Here is an 18,433-nt window from a genome sequence, read left to right as displayed (position 1 = left end):
GCCCTTGCTATTCCCGGGAGGTGACCTTGCAGCGCAATGCGCCCTCGTGCAGCGTGATGCGCACCGGGTCGCCGACCGCGACCTCCGCCGCGCGGCGTACGATGGCCGTCCGATCGTCGTTCCAGCACACGGCGTACCCCCGGGCGAGGACACCGAGCGGGCTGAGCGAGTCGAGCTTCGCAAGGGTCGTCTCGAGTTCCCGCCGGCCGGTCGCGTGCCGGTCGCGCATGGTGCGCGCCAGTTGCTCGTGGCCTGCCGCCAGCCGGCGTCGTCGGGCCGCGTGGCCGTCCCGGGCGGCGCGGGCCAGGCGCTCGCGCGCGACGACCAGACGGGTCCGGATGCGGGCCAGCCGGCGGCCAACGTCGAGCGCTTCGAGACGCGTGAGCAGCGCGGCGCGGCGGCGCTCACGCCGTGCGACGCCGGCCCGCGCGCGCGCCACGAGCCGGCGGGTCAGCTCGTCCGCCCGGCGGCCGTGCAGTGCGAGCCGCGTCGGCAACGAGGCGAGCCCGGGCCGGTGCCGAATCGCCTCTACGTTCGCCCGCCGCCGCTCGAGGGCGGTGCGCACGGCCCCGACGAGTCGCCCGCCGGCCCGTTCGAGGCGTGCCTCCAGCTCCGTCTTGCGGGTCACGACGAGCTCCGCCGCCGCCGAGGGAGTCGGCGCGCGCAGGTCGGCGACGAAATCGCTGATCGTGTAGTCGGTCTGATGACCCACCGCCGAGATCACCGGAACGCCGACCGAGGCGATGGTTCTGGCCAACCCTTCGTCGTTGAATTCCCAGAGGTCCTCCAGCGATCCGCCGCCGCGCGCCAGGATGACCACGTCGACGCCGCCGACGCGTGCGAGGCGCGCCAGCGCGCCGGTGATCTCCCGGGCGGCCCCGTCGCCCTGCACGCGGGTCGGGCCGATGACGAGATGTGCGTTCGGGAAGCGGCGGCCGAGGACGTTCAGGATGTCGCGCAGCGCGGCGCCGTCCAGCGAGGTGACGATGCCGATCTTGCGCGGCAGCGTCGGCAGCGGGCGCTTGCGCGCCTCGTCGAACAGCCCTTCCCGTTCCAGGCGCCGGCGGAGCTGGTCGAACGCCAGCTGACGGGCGCCGAGGCCGAACGGTTCCAGGTGCTCCGCCACGAGCTGGTACTCGCCCTTCGGCTCGTACACGCTGATCCGCCCCCGTGCGACGACCCGCAGTCCGTCGGCCGGTTCGAATCGCAGATAGCGGAACGCCGACCGGAACATCACGCCGCGAATCTGCGCGGCCCCGCCCTTGAGGGTGAAGTAGAGGTGGCCGGTGTTCCAGCGGCGGCAGTTCGACAGCTCGCCCTCGACCCAGACCGTGGGGTAGGCCGACTCCAAGTGCAACCGGATGCGGGCCGTCAGCTCCTCCACGGTGAGCACCTGGCGTCCCGGTCGTGTCCGCGGCGCAGGCGCCGCGTCGCCGAATGGCAGCCTCGTCACGGTTCTGTCCGCCGGTCGAGGGCGTCCACGTCGTCAGCGGAAAGGTCCACGCGCTCGATCGCACGGGCGCGGCCGGTCTCCGGGTCCGCGGTCACCACGATCGCGTTGATCCGCGGGTTGCGTGTCGCCGTGTCGAACTTCGCCGGCATGCCGTCGAGAAAGCGCTTCAGCACGGGCCGCGGGTCCACGCCGATGATCGAGTCGTGGGGACCGGTCATCCCGACGTCGGTGATGTATGCGGTGCCGTTGGGCAGGATGCGCTCGTCGGCGGTCTGCACGTGGGTGTGCGTGCCCGCCACCGCGGTCACCTCTCCGTCGAGGTGCCAGCCCATCGCCTTCTTCTCCGAGGTGGCCTCGGCGTGGAAATCCACGAACACGATGCGCGCCCCGTGTTCGGCCCGGACCGCGGCGACCTGCTCGCGGACCACGCGGAACGGATTGTCGAGCGGATTCATGAAGATGCGCCCCATCACGTTCACGATGCCGACCGGAACGCCGTCTCGTGTCCGCGCGCCGTAGCGCCCGCTTCCCGGCACGCCGGCGGGATAGTTGCCCGGCCGCAGAAGTCGAGGCTGGCTCTCGATGTACGCCAGCGCCTCCTTCTTGTCCCAGACGTGGTTGCCTGTCGTCATCACCTGGACGCCGTGATCGAGCAGCGTCTCCCCGATGTCGCGGGTGATGCCGTTGCCGCCCGCCGCGTTCTCGACGTTGGCGATCACCAGGTCGACGCCGTGGCGGGCCACGAGCCGGGGGAGGGCCAGCCGGGTGATCGTGCGTCCCGGCTTGCCGACGATGTCGCCGACGAAAAGGAGCGTGACGGTTGCGGGCATCCGCGGGAATGATCGCACAGGTGGTAGCCGGCCTGCGAAGTGCCCGGCCGCGACCAGTCAGTCGAGACGGGTTGTCTGGTCCACAGCGGGCCGTGGCCCGGCGGATGTCGACCCGGCGTCGGATCTTCGCGTATCCTAATGGCATGGACGACGAGACCGAGGTTTCCGAGGCTGCCGCGGAGGTGGCGCAGGATGGCGGGCAGGCTGCGGAAGACGAGGCCGAAGCCGAGCGCGAGCCGGCGCCGTCCATCGAGAGCCGTTTTCTGTATGTCGACGTCGCGGCGCAGCGCGCGAAGCAGTTGCGCCGCGGTGCTCTGCCGCGGCTCGAGGAGTTGGCCGGCGGTGCGGAGGCGGACACTCCGGTCAAGCTGAGTCACAAGCTCGAACGCATCGCCATGCGCGAAGTGGACCGCCGCAAGATTCATTACGACGTGCCGGACCCGGCGCCGGCGTCGGGGGAGTGATCGTGGCTCCAGATCAGTCGATCATCGGCGGGGCCGTGCAGACTCTGATGGGGCTGGCCGTCTCCACCGGTTTCCTGCTCGCGCTGTTCATCGGTTTCCTCGTAATCGCGGGCCTTACCAAGTTCCGGAAGACCGGACGTGGATCGCTGGTCGTCCGCAATCTCGTGGACCAGATGGACGGCGCGCAGGTCCGGTACTTCACGCCGGATGCGCAGAGCGGGCCGACGGACCAGTTGCGCACGCCCGAGCTCCTCGAACAGGCGGGCGGAACGGCCGCCGACACCGGCGCTTCTCAGGCCGGACCTTCCTGAACGCGTTCGTACGCGTGCGCCAGTCGCAGGAGCGTCGACTCGCCGAAGGCGCGTCCGACGAGTTGCAGGCCGATCGGCAGGCGGGCCGCCGTCAAGCCGGCCGGCACGCTGATCGCCGGCAGGCCGGTGAGGTTGGCGCTGACGGTGAACACGTCCCCCAGGTACATCGCCAGCGGATCCTGCAGGTGCTCGCCGAGCCGGAACGCGGGTGCGGGCGTCGTCGGCATCGCGATGACGTCCACACCGGGCCCGGCGGCGTCGAACGCGCGATCGTAGTCGCGTCGAATCAGGCTTCGTACGCGTTGGGCCCGGCGGTAGTACGCGTCGTAGTAGCCGGCGCTCAGCGCATAGGTCCCGAGCATGATCCGGCGTTTCACTTCCGCCCCGAAGCCGGCGTCGCGCGTCCGGTCGTACATCGCGGCGAGCGGTGAGCCTGCGCCGTCTCCGCCATCGGCGGCCGCGGCGGCGCGGGCGCCGAAGCGGACCCCGTCGTAGCGGGCGAGGTTGGAGCTGGCCTCGGCCGGGGCGACCAGATAGTAGACGGGCACGGCGTGCTCCGCGTGCGGCAGCTCGACGTCGACCAGGGCGGCGCCGGCCGCCGCGAGCGCGGCGAGGGCCTTGTCGAAAGCCGCCAGCACCTCGCCGTCGATGCCGGCGTCGCCGTGCCTCAGCAGCGTGCGCGCCACGCCGACCCGCAGTCCTGCCGCGTCTCCGGTGAGCGCCGCCGTGTAGTCGTCGACCGGCGCGTCCACGGACGTCGCGTCGCGCGGATCGTGTCCCGCCAGCACTCCCAGGACCAGCGCCGTGTCTGCCACCGTCCGCGTCAGGGGACCGATCTGGTCGAGCGACGAGGCGAAGGCCAGCAGTCCGTAGCGGGAGACGCGGCCATACGTCGGTTTCAGCCCCGCGATTCCGCAGAACGCCGCCGGCTGGCGGATGGAGCCGCCCGTATCCGACCCGATGGCGACCGGCGCGAGCCCGGCCGCGACCGCGGCGGCGGCCCCGCCGCTCGATCCGCCCGGCGAGCGTTCGGGGTCCCACGGGTTCCGGCTCGGTCCGTAGGCGGAGTGCTCGGTCGACGACCCCATCGCGAACTCGTCGCAGTTGGTCTTGCCGACGACGATCGCGCCCGCTTCCCGCAGGCGGGCGGCCACGGTGGCGTCGTACGGCGGTCGAAAGCCGGCCAGGATTCGCGACGCCGCGGTCGTCGGCTGTCCCTGCGTGCAGATGACGTCCTTGACGGTGATCGGCACGCCCAGCAAGGGCCGATCGCGCCACTCGTTCCGGCGCCGATCGACCTCCGCCGCCCGCGCCAGCGCCTCGTCCCGGAACACCGCGGTAAGCGCGTTCCAGCGCTCCTCGCTATCCGCGATGCGATCCAGGTAGTACCGGCAGACCTCGACCGCCGATCGGTGGCCGGACCGTACGTCGTCGCGAATGGAGCTGGCGGTCTCCGCGTCCGCCGGCCGCGCCGCGCCCGCCATCAGCCCAGCACTCGCGGCACGCGGAAAAAGCCGCCGGTTTCCGAGGCGCGGTCCGCGACGCCGTCCGGCGCGTTGGCCAGCGTCTGGTCGCGGGCGAGCGACGGCCGCACGGAATCCGGGCGCCGCGGGCAGTCGGCGCCGCCGGGGTGCCAGGACTCGTCGGCGCCGCTCACGTCGACCCCCTGCAACCGTTCGGCGTATTCCAGGATGTCGGCGAGCTGTGGCGTGAACAGATCGACTTCTTCGGGGGTGAGATCGAGGTGCGCCAGCGCGGCGATCCGCTCGACATCGGCGCGGGTGAGACGGTCGGGCATGGAGACGACCCTAACACAGCCCGAGAACGGCTCGGCGCCCGGGCGTGGCGTCGGAGCCGACGCGACGTTCCGCACGACGCCGGGCCGCGCCTGGCGCCGGCATGCGATCATGGCCGGGTGTCAGGTTCGCTCTTCGGCCGGCCGCGGGCCGAGGTCGAGGCCGCCCTTCCGGATCGCGAGCCGGTCGCTTGCCCGCTGTGCGGTCGCGAGCCCCGGCCGTTCGCCGTCGACTTCCAGGGACTGCACCTCGCGCGCTGCGCCGCCTGCGGTCTGGAGTTCCAGCACCCCCGACCCGTGTTCGAGCAGCTCGCCTCCGCCGTCTATACGCCCGGGTACCATCCCGAAGGGCACGAAACCGTCGACGGCGGCCGGGAGCGGACCTTCGCAAGACAGTTGGAGCGGATCGAGCGGTACGTCCGCCGCAGCCCCGCCGCCCTGCTCGACGTCGGGTGCGGGGCCGGCGCGTTTCTCGGCTACGCCCGATCCCGCGGCTGGACCGTGGGTGGCACCGACATCAGCGTCACGCCGGGCGCGCGGCGCCACGATGCGCGGCTGTGGGAGGGACAGTTGCCTCAGATCCGCTTCGACGGGGCGCGCTTCGACGCCGTCCGCCTCAACCACGTGCTCGAGCACACCCCGGACCCGATGCGGGAGCTGCGGCAGGCGCGGCGTCTGGTCGCCGGCGACGGCGTTCTGCTGATCGGCGTGCCGAACCTCGCCGGACTGAGCGTTCGCCTCAAGAGCTGGCAGAGTCGTCTCGGCCTGAAGCGCCGGCGCTGGAAGCACTACGGCGCACTGCACCATCTCTGGTTCTTCACCCCGGCGACGCTGGCGGCGCTGGTCGAGGCGGCCGGGTTCAGGGTGGTGCACTGGGAGACGCCGGCCGAGGATCGGCCGGGGCGTTCCGGATGGGCCAAGGCGCTCGTGCGGGGTCCGCTCCAGGCCGCGAAACTGGGCGGGATTCTCGATCTGTATGCACGGCCGAGGTAGACGCGCTCGGCCCGCGTGCGATCCGCGGCATCCGGACCGCAGCAGCGCCGCGAGCCCGGCGCCAGGCCCAGATCAGTGCGAGCCGTAGTCGAGCTCTCCCGCCTCGACCCGCACGGGCAGCCGGTTCTCGCGCGGCGGGAGCGGGCACGTCGTGTGCGGATTGAAGGCGCACGGGGGGTTGTAGGCCCGGTTGAAGTCCACCGTCGTCCTGCCGTCGGCATCCGGGGCGTCGGCGTACAGGAAACGCGCGGCGGGATAGGTCTCGCTGCCGCTGGTCAGGTCGCGGAAAATGAACCACAGCCGGTCGTCGGAATCGACCGCCGTCATGCGCAGCTCCGCGCCGCCCACGGTGAGGGCGACCGAGCCGCTGGTGCGGAATGTCTCGACGTCGCCGAGGATGTTCGGCAGCCGCATCGTGCGCGGCTCGTCGTGCGGGATGTAGCGCCCGTGAACCCGGAAGGCCTCGTCGACCGGGTACCAGCGCAGGCCGGTGAAGCCGCGCCGTACGTCGCTCTCCCGATCCCGCATGCGGATGGCGAGCCGGTCGCCGCTGTAGTGGCCGAACAGCGACAGCGGACCGAGGGCGATGGTCGGGCGCTCGCGTCCCTCGTAGGGCCAGAGTTGCGCCGCCTCGACGTCGCGGCCGTCGATCGAGAGCGTTCCTCCTTCCGGGGCCCGCACCGTGATCGTCTCGTCCCGCAACGTGAACACGCCGGCCTCGGCGGGTCCGGTTCGCAGCAGGATGTCGTTGAGCGGCGACGAGCCGAAGCTGTTGTCCCCCTCGTTGAGGAAGAAGAGCCCGGCCACCGTCAGCCAGCCGTCGTCCGCCTGCAGACGTGCCTCGCGGTCGACGCGCCAGGCTTCGATCTCCGCCGCGTAGTCCTGCGCCGCCGGCGTCCCCGGCGCCATCAGCGCCGCAAGCGCGCAGAGTGCGGCGCGCCCCCGCCATCGAATCCCATGTCGCACACGCCACATCCTTTCCCGGGCCATCGCCCGCATCGTAGCACGCATACGCGCTATTATTGATGGTTCGTCTGCCGCGGCGGCGGGCCTCCGTGCGTCGTCCGGCGTCGTTGGCGACGCTCGACTCTGGCCGGGCGCGGCGACCCGTGCGCCGGCGCCGACGCGTCAGGGGATCCCGCAGCTACAGCAAGGTCCGATCCATGAGCAACAATTCATTCGGAACACGTCAGTCCCTGCCGGCCGGCGACGGCACGACCGTGGACGTCTACAACCTGCGCGCGCTCGAGGCCTCGGGCTATCCCGGCGTCGGACGCCTGCCGTACTCGCTGAAGATCCTGCTGGAGAACATGCTCCGCCGCGAGGACGGCCGGGCGGTAAAGGCGGACGACATCGAGGCGCTGGCCGGCTGGCGGCCCGGCGTCGACAAGGAGATCGCGTTCATGCCGGCCCGGGTCCTGCTGCAGGACTTCACCGGCGTGCCGGCGGTGGTCGATCTCGCCGCGATGCGCGAGGGCATTGCGCGCCTCGGCGGCGACCCCGGCCTCGTCAACCCGCTGCAGCCGGCCGAGCTGGTCATCGATCATTCGGTGCAGGTCGATCACTTCGGGACCGCGAACGCGTTCGAGTTGAACGCGCAGCTCGAGTTCTCGCGCAACCGCGAGCGCTACTCCTTCCTCAAGTGGGGGCAGGACGCGTTCCGCAACTTCAAGGTGGTGCCGCCCGACACCGGCATCGTCCACCAGGTCAACATCGAGTACCTGGCCCGGGTGGTGTGCCGCGACACGTCGAACGGGAGCGTGCTGGCCTATCCGGATACCCTGGTCGGCACCGATTCTCACACCACGATGGTCAACGGCCTGGGGGTCGTCGGCTGGGGCGTTGGCGGCATCGAGGCCGAGGCGGCGATGCTGGGGCAGCCGATCTCGATGCTGATCCCCGACGTGATCGGCTTCCGGCTGGCGGGCGAGCTGCCGGAGGGAACCACCGCGACAGACCTCGTGTTGACCATCACCGAGCGGCTGCGCCAGTTCGGCGTGGTGGGGAAGTTCGTCGAGTTCTTCGGACCGGGTCTCGGGTCGCTGACGGTGGCGGACCGGGCGACGCTCGGGAACATGTCGCCGGAGTACGGTTCCACCGTGGCGATCTGCCCGATCGATGGGATGACGCTCGACTATCTCGCACTGACCGGGCGCGACCGGGGCCAGGTCGATCTGGTCGAGGCGTATGCCAAGACGCAGGGCCTGTTCGCCTCCGGCGCCGACGACCCGGTCTACACCGACGTGGTCGAGCTGGATCTGGGGAGCGTCGAGCCCAGCATCGCCGGGCCGAAGCGCCCGCAGGACCGGGTGCCGCTGCACCGGGCGAAGTCGGCCTTCGTCTCCGTGCTCGGGGACCTGGGGGGCGGCCGCGAGCGGGCGGCCGCGGGCAGCGGGGCGGCAGGCGATCCGGGCGCCGGCGGCGGCGAGACGCCGCTGGAGGACGGCGCGGTGGTCATCGCCGCCATCACGAGTTGCACGAACACGTCGAATCCGAGCGTGATGATTGCCGCGGGGCTGCTCGCGCAGAAGGCGGCGGCGCGCGGCCTGCAACCGAAGCCGTGGGTCAAGACCAGCCTCGCGCCCGGCTCGCTGGTCGTCACCGAGTACCTGCGCGCGGCCGGCCTGCTGGAGCCGCTGGAGAACCTCGGCTTCGGCCTGGTGGGTTACGGATGCACCACCTGCATCGGCAACAGCGGTCCGTTGCCCGAGCCGGTGGCCGCCGCGATCAGGGAGCGCGACCTCGTGGTGACGTCGGTGCTGAGCGGCAACCGCAACTTCGAGGGCCGCGTCCAGCCGCTGGTCCGCGCCAACTACCTGGCGTCCCCGCCGCTGGTGGTCGCCTACGCGCTGGCCGGCCGGATGACGACCGACCTGACGACGGAGCCGCTCGGGCAGGATGCGAGTGGCAACGACGTTCACCTCGCCGACGTCTGGCCGTCGGCCGCCGAAGTGCAGCAGGCGATGGCGGCGGCGGTTCGCACCGATCAGTTCACCGACAAGTACGGCCAGGTCTTCGACGGCGACGACCGCTGGCGGGGGCTGCCGGCCCCGGCCGGCGACCGGTTCCGCTGGACCGACGATTCGACCTACGTCCGCCACCCGCCGTTCTTCGAGACGCTTGCCCCGACGCCAGCGGCACCGTCCGACATCTCGGGGGCGCGCGTGCTCGCCCTGCTCGGCGACAGCGTCACCACCGACCACATCTCGCCGGCCGGGGCCATCCCGCCGGACGGTCCGGCCGGGCGGTACCTCGTCGCCAACGGCGTCGAGCCCAGGGACTTCAACTCGTTCGGCAGCCGCCGCGGCAACCACGAGGTGATGATGCGCGGCACGTTCGCCAACATCCGGTTGCGCAACCGGCTGGCGCCGGGTACCGAGGGAGGCTGGACGCGGCACCAGCCCGACGGCGAGCAGATGACGATCTACGACGCGGCGATGCGCTACAGGGACGAGGGGACGCCGCTCGTCGTGCTCGCCGGGGCGGAGTACGGCTCCGGATCCTCCCGCGACTGGGCGGCCAAGGGAACCATGCTGCTCGGCGTGCGCGCCGTCATGGCTTCGAGCTTCGAGCGCATCCACCGCAGCAACCTGGTCTTCATGGGGGTGCTGCCGCTGGTGTTCAAGAACGGAGCCGACGCCGACAGCCTCGGTCTGACCGGAGGGGAGTCGTTCGACCTGACCGGGATCGCCGATGGCCTCGCGCCGCGCAGCGACGTGCAGGTCCGCGCGACCCGCGCCGACGGGACCGTCGTGGAGTTCGCGGTGACGGCGCGCATCGACACGCCGGACGAGCTCGACTACTACCATCACGGCGGCATCCTGCCCTACGTGCTGCGGCAGCTCGCCGCCGCGTAGCCGGGCGCTGACGGGCAGATGAGGAAGATGACGACGACAGCGACTACCGGGCCCGCTCCGGCGGCCCCGGCGCAGATCGAGTGGAACCTGGCGGAGATCTACGACAGCCTCGACGCCTGGCGGACGGACAAGACGCGCCTCGAAGCGCGGGTGAATGACCTGGCGCGGTTCAAGGGCCGGCTCGGCGAGAGCGCCGCGACGCTCTCGGAGGCCCTCGACGCGATCAGCGGCACCGAGAAGGACCTCGTCCGGCTCTACGTGTTCGCATTCCTCAGGGCGGACGAGGACCGGCGGGTGTCCGAGGCGCAGGAGCGGCGCGGGGAAGTTACCCTGCTGCTGACCGCGTTCGAGGAGGCGACGAGCTTCGTCTCGCCAGAGCTGTTGCGCGTCGGCTCGGCGACCATCGAAGGCTATCTCGAAGAGGAGCCGCGCCTCGCCCGGCACGCCTTCAACGTCCGCAACATCCTGCGCAAGGAGCCGCACACGCTGTCGGACGAAGCCGAGGCGGTCATCGCCGGCACCAGCGCCATGCGCCAGGGACCGGAGCGCGTGTTCGCGATGCTGACGAGCTCGGACATGCCGTTTCCGACGGTCACTCTCTCCACCGGGGAGGAGGTGCGTCTCGATCAGGCGGCCTACGGCAAGCACCGCGCCTCCCGCGACCGCGCCGACCGCAAGCGGGTGTTCGACGCGTTCTGGAAGGCGTGGAAGGGCTACGCGGCGACGCTGGGGCAGACGCTGGACACGCACGTCAAGGCGCACGTGTTCGAAGCCCGCTCGCGGCGCTACACGAGCGCCCTCGACGCGGCGCTGGCCGGGCCGAACATCCCCGAGGCCGTCTACCGGACGCTGGTCGCCTCCGCCAACCGCCATCTGCCGTCGCTCCACCGCTACTTCCGGCTCCGGCAGCGGATGCTCGGCCTCGACGAGCTGCGCTACTACGACATCTATCCCTCCCTCGTCGCGTCGGAGCGGTCGTTCCCGCTCGACGAGGCCAGGTCGATTGCCGCCGCCGCCGCCGCGCCGCTCGGCGACGAGTACGTCGCTCTGCTGCGCGAGGCGCTCGCGGGCGACTGGATGCACGTCTACCCGCAGGAGGGCAAGGCGCCCGGCGCGTACATGTACGGCGCCGTCTATGACGGGCATCCCTACCTGCTGCTCAACTACAACGGCGAGTACGACGACGTCACCACCCTCGTGCACGAGTGGGGCCACGCCATGCACACGGTGCTGGCCAAGCAGCAGAATCCCTACGAGACGGCAGGCTACGCGACGTTCACGGCCGAGGTCGCATCCATCACCAACGAGATCCTGCTGCAGGAGCACCTCCTCTCGCAGGACCTCTCGTCCCGCGAGCGCTTGTTCTATCTGGGAACGGCCCTCGAGGCGATTCGCGCCACGTTTTTCCGCCAGGTGATGTTCGCGGAGTTCGAGCTCGGGATGCACGAGCTGGCCGAGCAGGGGGAGGCGCTGTCGGGCGAGAAGCTGACCGACCGGTACGAGAAGCTCGTGCGCCGCTACCACGGCTCCGACGAGGGCGTGCTGGAGTACGACGCCGCCTACGCCGTCGAGTGGGCGTTCATCCCGCACTTCTACAGCAACTTCTATGTCTTCCAGTACGCGACGTCGATTGCCGGGGCGGCGCTGTTCGCCGAGCGGCTGCTCGGGGGCGACGGCCGGGCGCGCGACGACTACCTGGCCGTCCTGCGCGCCGGCGGCTCGCGCTACGCCTACGAGCTGCTCCGCGACCGCGGGATAGACCTGGCGACCGAAGCGCCGTACGATGCGCTGATTGGCCGCATGAACCGGGTGATGGACGAGATCGAGGCGATTCTCGACCGGCAGGCCGGGTAGCGCCGCCGAACCTGTAGCAGGGCTCCGTGTTGGGCCCCGGCCCACCGGCCCTGGGACTCTGCGCTTCTGAACTCACTGCGTTGCGTTTTTGCGGCGCAGTCTCCTGGATTCCGCCGTTGCCCGCACCGCGCGCCGCACGCGACAATGCCGGTGTGAGCTCCATACTGCCGATCAACCTCGACGATCTGCTCCACTGTCGCGGCGTGGAATCCGCACGTGTCGAGTTCAAGTCCGGTTGGAACCCGAGGACCACCGGCTATCAGGCGCTCAAGACGATCTGCGCGTTCGCGAACGACTACCACAACCTCAACGGCGGATACGTTGTGCTCGGGGTCGCCGAGGAGCACGGCCGCGGCGTCACGCCGCCGGCCGGTCTGACCGCGGCCGAAATCGCCGCGGCAGGAAGATGGATCCGCGGACACTGCAAGCGTCTCGACCCGCCGTACCAACCGGTCGTGTCTCCCGAGGTCGTCGCCGGCCGCCGCGTCCTCGTACTCTGGGCGCCGGCGAGCGACATCAAGCCGCACTCGGCGCCGGACGGGCCTCGCGGCGCCGCGAAGTACTGGATTCGCCTGGGAGCGGAGACGGTCGACGCGCAGGCCAACGGATTGCTGTCCGGGCTGATGGCCCAGACCGCGCGCGTCCCGTGGGACGACCGGCGGGCTTTCGATGCGCGGATCGAGGACCTGCGCGAGGCGGCCGTCCGCGAGTTCCTGCGGGACGTGCGCAGCGGGCTGGTTGACGAGCCGTCCGCGGGCGAGGTCTACCGTCGCATGCGGCTGACGGTGCGCGCCAACGGGTCCGAGCTGCCCCGCAACATCGCCCTCCTGCTCTTCACCGACGATCCGGAGCACTGGTTCCCGGGCGCCCGGACCGACGTCGTCCTGTTTCCAGAGGGTCCGGCGGGAGACACGCTGCGCGAGCGTATCTTCCGAGGTGGCCTGGTGACCCAGTTGCGCGGCAGCCTCAGGTATCTGGAGAGCCTGCTGCAAACCGAGATCAGGAAGGCTCCCGATCGCGTGCGGTCGCTGTCCTGGACGAACTACCCGCTCGACGCGATCCGCGAGGCGGTCGTCAACGCCCTCTATCACCGGAGCTATCGGCCCGAGGCGTCCGAGCCGACCAAGGTCTACTGCTACCCCGACCGGATCGACATCACCAGCTACCCGGGCCCGGTGCCCGGGATCGAGCCGGAGCACTTCCTGCCGGGGGCGGCGGTGCCCGCCATGCCGGCGCGCAACCGTCGCATCGGCGAGTTCCTCTCGGAGCTCAAGCTGGCCGAACGACGTCTGACCGGCGTGTCGAAGATCTTCGGGGCGATGGCGAGGAACGGGTCGCCGCCGCCCCGCTTCGATTTCGACGAGGGAAGAACCTACTTTCGCGCGACGTTGCCTGCGCACCCGGGGGAGCGCGCGACGTCGTGACGCCAACCGACAACCGCCCAGGGAGGCCGTCCATGCGAGCAGTAATCCACCGACGTCTCCGCCGAACCATCCTCTGCACGGTCCTGAGCGTGGTGTTCGTCGTCCCGAGCGCGGTCGAGGCCCGCGTGGTGCGGATCGAGATCGAGCGGGTCGAGTCGCCGACGTTCGAGGGCCGTTCGTTCGGCGACGTGGGGCCGTACGAAAAGCTGGTCGGCCGCGTCTTCGGGGAGGTCGATCCGGAGGCGCCGGAGAACGCGGTCATCACCGACGTCGAGCTGGCGCCGCGGAACGCCCGCGGCCTGGTGGAGTACGCCGCCGACCTTCTCGTTCTGCGGCCGGTCGACCCGTCGAAGGGCAACGGCCGCATCTTCTACGAGCTGAACAACCGCGGGCGGATGTTGTCGCTGGGCCAGTTGAACGACGCGCGCTCCGGCGGGAACGATCCGACGACCGCGGCGGACGCCGGAAACGGGTTCCTGATGCGCCGCGGGTACACCTTCGTGTCGAGCGGTTGGGATGTCACGGCGGCGCCCGACGGGACGCGGCTGCGCATCGCGGCACCTGTCGCAGTCAACCGGGACGGCTCGCCCATCGTGGGACCGGCCCTCGAGGAGTTCGTCGTCGACAACGACTCGACCCGCATCGGGACGCTGACCTATGCGGCGGCGAGCCGGGACACGACGCGGGCGAACTTGACGGTGAGGAAGCGCTACACGGACGTACCCGAGCGGATCGGGGCCGACGAGTGGGAGTACATCGACGCCCGGACGATCCGCCTGCGTCCTCCGGGCACGCCGTTCGAGCAGGGCCGACTGTACGAGCTCGCCTATCCGGCCCGCGACCCGCAGGTGGCCGGACTCGGCTTCGCCGCCGTGCGCGACGTCGTCGCGTTCCTGCGTCACGCGGCGGCGGACGAAGTGGGGGCGCCGAATCCGCTGGCGGGCTCGGTCGAGCAGGTCGTGACGATGGGCATCTCGCAGGCGGCCCGCCTCCTGCGCGACTTCGTGCACCTGGGCTTCAACGCCGACGAGGACGGCCGGCGGGTGTTCGACGGGGTCCTGAACTGGATCGGCGGGGCCAGCGGCGGCTTCTTCAACTATCGCTTCGCCCAGCCGTTCCGCACTCACCGGCAGCACATCGCGCGCTGGTTTCCCGAGCGCGAGTTCCCGTTCGCCAACCATCTGCTGACCGACCCGGTGACCGGACGCACCGACGGCCGGCTCGAACGCTGTCGCGCGAGCGGGACCTGCCCGCGGCTGATGGAGGCCAACTCGGCCAACGAGTACTGGGTGAAGGGAGCGTCGCTGCTGCACACCGACCTCGTCGGCGAGGATCTGCCGGACGCGCCGGAGGTCCGCTTCTACCTGTTCTCGAGCCTGCCGCACGCGGCGGGCATCGGTTCCAGCGGGCTCGGCATCTGCCGACAGCCGCGGAATCCGCTGGTGGCCAACGCCGGCCTGCGCGCGCTGCTGGTGGCGCTCGACGAATGGGTGACGACCGGGAACGAGCCGCCGGCCAGCCGCGTGCCGCGCCGCGCCGACGGATCACTGGTTCCCCCGCTGCCGCGCGAGATGGTCGGCTTTCCGAACATTCCGGGCGTCGACTACACCGGGCTCATGAGCACGGGCGACCTCTTCGACTACGGTCCCGGCTTCGACGAGGGCATCCTGACCACCCTGCCGCCGGTATCCGCCGGCGCGCCGTACCCCGTCTTCGTTCCGCGCACCGACGCCGACGGGAACGATCTCGCGGGCATTCGCCTGCCGGCGGTGGCGGCTCCGCGCGCCACGTTCACGGGTTGGGCGCTACGGGCGCCGGCATTCGCCGGACCGGACCTGTGCGATGCCTCCGGACAGCAGATCGACTTCCCCGCGACCCAGGCCGAGCGGCTCGCCATCGGGGATCCGCGGCCGTCGCTGGAGGAGCGCTACCCGGACCCGGGGGCGTACGTAAAGGCGGTCTCGGCCGCGGCGCAGGACCTGGCGCGCGAGCGGCTGTTGCTCGACGAGGACGTCGAGCGGATCGTCCGCGAGGCTCGGACGAGGTGACCGGGCGGTGGCCGTGGCATGGCGCTGGCGCCGCCATACCCGTCGCAAGGCTCCGTGTTCGGCCCCAGTCCCCACCGCCTCAGGGCCCTGCGCCGCAGAACTCACTCCGTTGCGTCCTGCGGCGCAGATTTCTAGAATGGGCCGTTCCCGTTTTGGAGACGATACTGCCGAGGAGGTGAAATCATGACTCGTCACGCGCTTGCAGCAGTGCTGACCGTTCTGGCGATCGTCGCGCTCGCGCCGCTGGAGGCCGGGGCGCAGACCGAGGGGTCGATGGAGCCGCCGCGCACCCCGTGGGGCGCCCCCGATCTGCAAGGGGTCTGGGACTTCCGCAGCCTCACGCCGATGGAACGTCCCGAGGAGCTCGCCGACACCGAGACGTTCACGGCCGAGCAAGCCGCGGAGTTCGCCGAGGAGACCATCCGGACCCGCAGCCGCGACAACGACACGTCCGACCGCGTCGTGCCCTACAACGACTTCTGGTTCGATGAGGGCACATCCGTCACCACCGAACGCACGTCGCTGGTGGTCGATCCGCCGGACGGCCGGATCCCGCCGCTGACGCAGGAGGCCATGGACCGGCAGCAGGCGCTGGAAGAGGCGCGGGCCGGCGTGGGCGGCCACGAGCCGACAGAGGGCGGGTTCGTCGAGGACCTCGGACCGGGCGGGCTGCAGGTGCGCTGCATCCTCGGCTTCAACTCGGGCCCGCCGATGGCGCCGAGCGCGTACAACAACAACGTGCAGGTGTTCCAGACCGAGGACACGGTCGTGCTCTACAACGAGATGAACCACAACGCCCGCGTCGTCCCGCTGGACGGGCGCGATCATCTGGATGCGGGCATCGGACAGTGGACCGGCGATTCGCGCGGCCACTGGGAGGGCGACACCCTGGTCGTGGAGACCAGGAACTTCCTGCGCGAGACGAACTTCATGCGGGGATCGACCACGCCCAACCTCACGCTCGTGGAGCGCCTTACGCGGGTGGACGCCGACACGCTCCGGTACGACGTCACCGTCGACGACCCGACGGTGTGGACGCGGCCCTGGACGTTCTCGGTGCCGATGCGGAGGAACCCGGAGCCGCTCTACGAGTACGCCTGCCACGAGGGGAACTACGGTCTCTACAACATCCTCGCCGGCGCGGTGGCGGGGGGATCGCAGTAGCCCGACCGTAAGGTCGCGCTCATACGGCGCTACGAGCAGGCGGCGGAAGTCCACGGGAGGGCTGCCGCCGCCGGTTCCGCCGCCGGCGTCACGCAAGGCCTTTGACGGCCCTGTGCGTGTCGAAGGCGAGCGTAGTAATAAACGTGGTTCCGGACCCGGACCGTTGAGTCGACGGTAGCAGGGATGCCCGCACCGCGGCGAGTATGACCTTGCCGCGGCACGGTGCGCCGGTTCCCTACCCTTCCTTCTCCTCGTACTGCTCGCGCAGCTTCGCGACGATGGACGGGTCGGCCAGCGTCGTGACGTCGCCCAGCGCCTTGCCGGCCGCGATGTCGCGGAGCAGACGGCGCATGATCTTGCCGGAGCGCGTCTTCGGCAGGTCGACGGTCCAGAGGATCTCGTCCGGCTTGGCGATGGCGCCGATCTTGGTGGCGACGTGCTGCCGGAGCTCCTCCACCTTGGCGTCCGACGACTGCACGCCCTCCTTCAGGGTGACGAACGCGCAGATCGCCTGGCCCTTGATGTCGTGCTCCTTGCCGACGACGGCCGCCTCCGCGACCTCCTGGTGGTCGACCAGGGCGCTTTCGACCTCCATGGTGCCGACGCGGTGGCCGGCGACGTTCAGCACGTCGTCGACGCGGCCGAGCAGCCAGAAGTAGCCGTCCTCGTCCACCTTGGCGCCGTCGCCGGTGACGTAGGTCGCATGTCCCCAGCGGTTCCAGTAGGTCGCGACGTAGCGGTCGTGGTCGCCGTAGATGGTGCGCAGCATCGACGGCCAGGGGCGCGTCTGCACGAGGTAGCCGCCGCCCACCTCGACCGGCTGGCCGCTCTCGGTCACGATGGCCGGCTTCAGTCCCGGGAAGGGCCGCGAGGCGGAGCCCGGCTTGAGCTTCGTCAGCCCCGGCAGCGGGGTGATCAGGATGCTGCCGGTCTCGGTCTGCCACCAGGTGTCGACGATGGGGCAGCGGTCGCCGCCGACGTGGCGGTGGTACCACATCCAGGCCTCGGGGTTGATCGGCTCGCCGACCGATCCGATCAGCCGCAGCGTGCTCAGGTCGTGCTTGGAGACATGCTCCGGGCCCCACTTCATGAAGGCGCGGATGGCGGTGGGCGCCGTGTAGAAGATGCTCACCTTGTGGCGCTCGATGATGTCCCAGAAGCGATCGCGGCCCGGTGTGTCCGGCGCACCCTCGTACATGACGCAGGTGGCGCCGTTGGCGAGCGGGCCGTACACGAGGTAGCTGTGCCCGGTGACCCAGCCGATGTCGGCGCTGCACCAGTAGATGTCGTCCTCCTTCAGGTCGAACACCCACTTGGTCGTGATGTAGGTCCCGGTGAGGTAGCCGCCGGTGGTGTGCGCGATTCCCTTCGGCTTGCCGGTGGTGCCCGACGTGTAGAGAGTGAACAGCAGGTCCTCGGCGTCGTTCTCGCGCGGCGGGCAGGTCTCGCCGACCCACGACATCAGCTCGTGGTACCAGTGGTCGCGGCCCTTGACCACCTTGAACGGCGTCTCCAGCCCCTCGCGCTTGACCAGCAGCACGTTCTTCACGCTGGGCGCTCCGTCGAGCGCCGCGTCCGAAATCTCCTTCAGCGGCACGACGCCGCCCCGCCGGAAGCCGCCGTCGGCGGTGACGAGCAGCTTCGCCTGCATGTCGTTGATCCGGTCGCGGAGCGATTCGGCCGAGAAGCCGCCGAACACGACGCTGTGGACCGCGCCGATGCGCGCGCAGGCGAGCATCACGATCGGCAGCTCCGGGATCATCGGCAGGTACACCGCCACCCGGTCGCCGTGGCCGACGCCCAGCCGCTTCAGCACGTTGGCGCACTTCTGGACCTCGGCGTGCAGCTCGCCGTAGGTCAGCGTCTTCTGATCGCCCGGCTCGCCCTCCCAGACGATGGCCCGCTTGTCGCGGCGGCTGCCCAGCGCGTGGCGGTCGACGCAGTTGACGCTGGCGTTGATCTTGCCGCCGATGAACCACTTGGCGTCGGGCGGCCGCCAGTCGAGGATGGTGTCCCAGGGACGGCTCCACTCCAGCTCGCCGGCGATCCCGGCCCAGAACGCCTCCGGGTCGGCATCCGCCTTCGCGTAGATGTCCGGGTCGTTCATGTTGGCGTTCTTCGCGAACGCCTCCGGCGGATCGAAGGTACGGTCCTCGGTCAGCAGCGCATCGAATCCATCGGTCGGCTTGTCGTCGGCCACAGCATCCTCCCCTTCGTCAACCGCCGCATCGGCGGCGAAT

The 18,433-nt window shown here is 70.6% G+C and carries 14 protein-coding genes; 8 read left to right on the top strand and 6 right to left on the bottom strand.

Going from position 1 to position 18,433, the window contains the following annotated elements; genetic code table 11:
• Positions 1-7: 7 nt before the first annotated feature.
• On the bottom strand, positions 8-1,444 hold the full coding sequence (xseA, locus tag F4X11_17560) for an exodeoxyribonuclease VII large subunit (protein MYN66812.1): 1,437 nt from the start codon (positions 1,442-1,444) through the stop codon (positions 8-10).
• 5 nt (positions 1,445-1,449) lie between these two features.
• Entirely contained in the window at positions 1,450-2,283 is an 834-nt protein-coding gene (locus F4X11_17555; GenBank protein ID MYN66811.1) for a TIGR00282 family metallophosphoesterase, read from the bottom strand.
• Between the two features lie 248 nt (positions 2,284-2,531).
• On the opposite strand from F4X11_17555, the gene F4X11_17550 reads away from it, so the two are divergent.
• A complete protein-coding gene (locus F4X11_17550) occupies positions 2,532-2,747 on the top strand; it encodes a DNA-directed RNA polymerase subunit omega (GenBank protein MYN66810.1) in 216 nt (71 codons plus the stop codon).
• A gap of 2 nt (positions 2,748-2,749) precedes the next feature.
• Positions 2,750-3,058 (top strand): hypothetical protein, encoded by a 309-nt coding sequence (locus F4X11_17545; GenBank protein MYN66809.1) that lies wholly within the window; start codon positions 2,750-2,752, stop codon positions 3,056-3,058.
• Here F4X11_17545 and gatA read toward each other — a convergent pair.
• Positions 3,040-4,542, bottom strand: coding sequence for an Asp-tRNA(Asn)/Glu-tRNA(Gln) amidotransferase subunit GatA (gatA, locus tag F4X11_17540; protein ID MYN66808.1), 1,503 nt, complete (start codon positions 4,540-4,542; stop codon positions 3,040-3,042). The two genes, F4X11_17545 and gatA, sit on opposite strands and share 19 nt — an antisense overlap.
• A complete protein-coding gene (gene gatC / locus F4X11_17535; protein ID MYN66807.1) occupies positions 4,542-4,856 on the bottom strand; it encodes an Asp-tRNA(Asn)/Glu-tRNA(Gln) amidotransferase subunit GatC in 315 nt (104 codons plus the stop codon). The genes gatA and gatC overlap by 1 nt, the downstream gene beginning before the upstream one ends.
• Here gatC and F4X11_17530 point away from each other — a divergent pair.
• Positions 4,689-5,846, top strand: coding sequence for a class I SAM-dependent methyltransferase (locus F4X11_17530; protein ID MYN66806.1), 1,158 nt, complete (start codon positions 4,689-4,691; stop codon positions 5,844-5,846). The genes gatC and F4X11_17530 overlap by 168 nt on opposite strands.
• 72 nt (positions 5,847-5,918) lie before the next feature.
• On the opposite strand, the gene F4X11_17525 is transcribed toward F4X11_17530, so the two are convergent.
• Entirely contained in the window at positions 5,919-6,857 is a 939-nt protein-coding gene (locus tag F4X11_17525; protein ID MYN66805.1) for a DUF1684 domain-containing protein, read from the bottom strand.
• Positions 6,858-7,009: 152 nt separating this feature from the next.
• Here F4X11_17525 and acnA point away from each other — a divergent pair, with 152 nt between their 5' ends.
• The 5 genes from acnA to F4X11_17500 all read left to right on the top strand — a co-directional run bounded on the left by acnA (position 7,010) and on the right by F4X11_17500 (position 16,193).
• Complete coding sequence (gene acnA, locus F4X11_17520; GenBank protein ID MYN66804.1) at positions 7,010-9,703, top strand: aconitate hydratase AcnA; 2,694 nt, start codon at positions 7,010-7,012, stop codon at positions 9,701-9,703.
• A gap of 18 nt (positions 9,704-9,721) precedes the next feature.
• Positions 9,722-11,557 (top strand): oligoendopeptidase F, encoded by a 1,836-nt coding sequence (gene pepF / locus F4X11_17515; GenBank protein MYN66803.1) that lies wholly within the window; start codon positions 9,722-9,724, stop codon positions 11,555-11,557.
• A gap of 26 nt (positions 11,558-11,583) precedes the next feature.
• Positions 11,584-12,981, top strand: a complete 1,398-nt coding sequence (locus F4X11_17510; protein MYN66802.1) for a transcriptional regulator — start codon at positions 11,584-11,586, stop codon at positions 12,979-12,981.
• 32 nt (positions 12,982-13,013) lie between these two features.
• Entirely contained in the window at positions 13,014-15,029 is a 2,016-nt protein-coding gene (locus F4X11_17505) for a hypothetical protein (protein ID MYN66801.1), read from the top strand.
• A 183-nt stretch (positions 15,030-15,212) separates the two neighbouring features.
• On the top strand, positions 15,213-16,193 hold the full coding sequence (locus tag F4X11_17500) for a hypothetical protein (GenBank protein MYN66800.1): 981 nt from the start codon (positions 15,213-15,215) through the stop codon (positions 16,191-16,193).
• A gap of 235 nt (positions 16,194-16,428) precedes the next feature.
• On the opposite strand, the gene acs is transcribed toward F4X11_17500, so the two are convergent.
• Positions 16,429-18,393, bottom strand: coding sequence for an acetate--CoA ligase (gene acs, locus F4X11_17495; GenBank protein MYN66799.1), 1,965 nt, complete (start codon positions 18,391-18,393; stop codon positions 16,429-16,431).
• Positions 18,394-18,433 lie beyond the last annotated feature (40 nt).

The sequence above is a fragment of the Acidobacteriota bacterium genome (genome assembly GCA_009861545.1).
Classification (GTDB): domain Bacteria; phylum Acidobacteriota; class Vicinamibacteria; order Vicinamibacterales; family UBA8438; genus WTFV01.
Note: the sequence above shows the minus strand (reverse complement) of the source record. Positions and strands in the feature narration are given on the sequence as shown.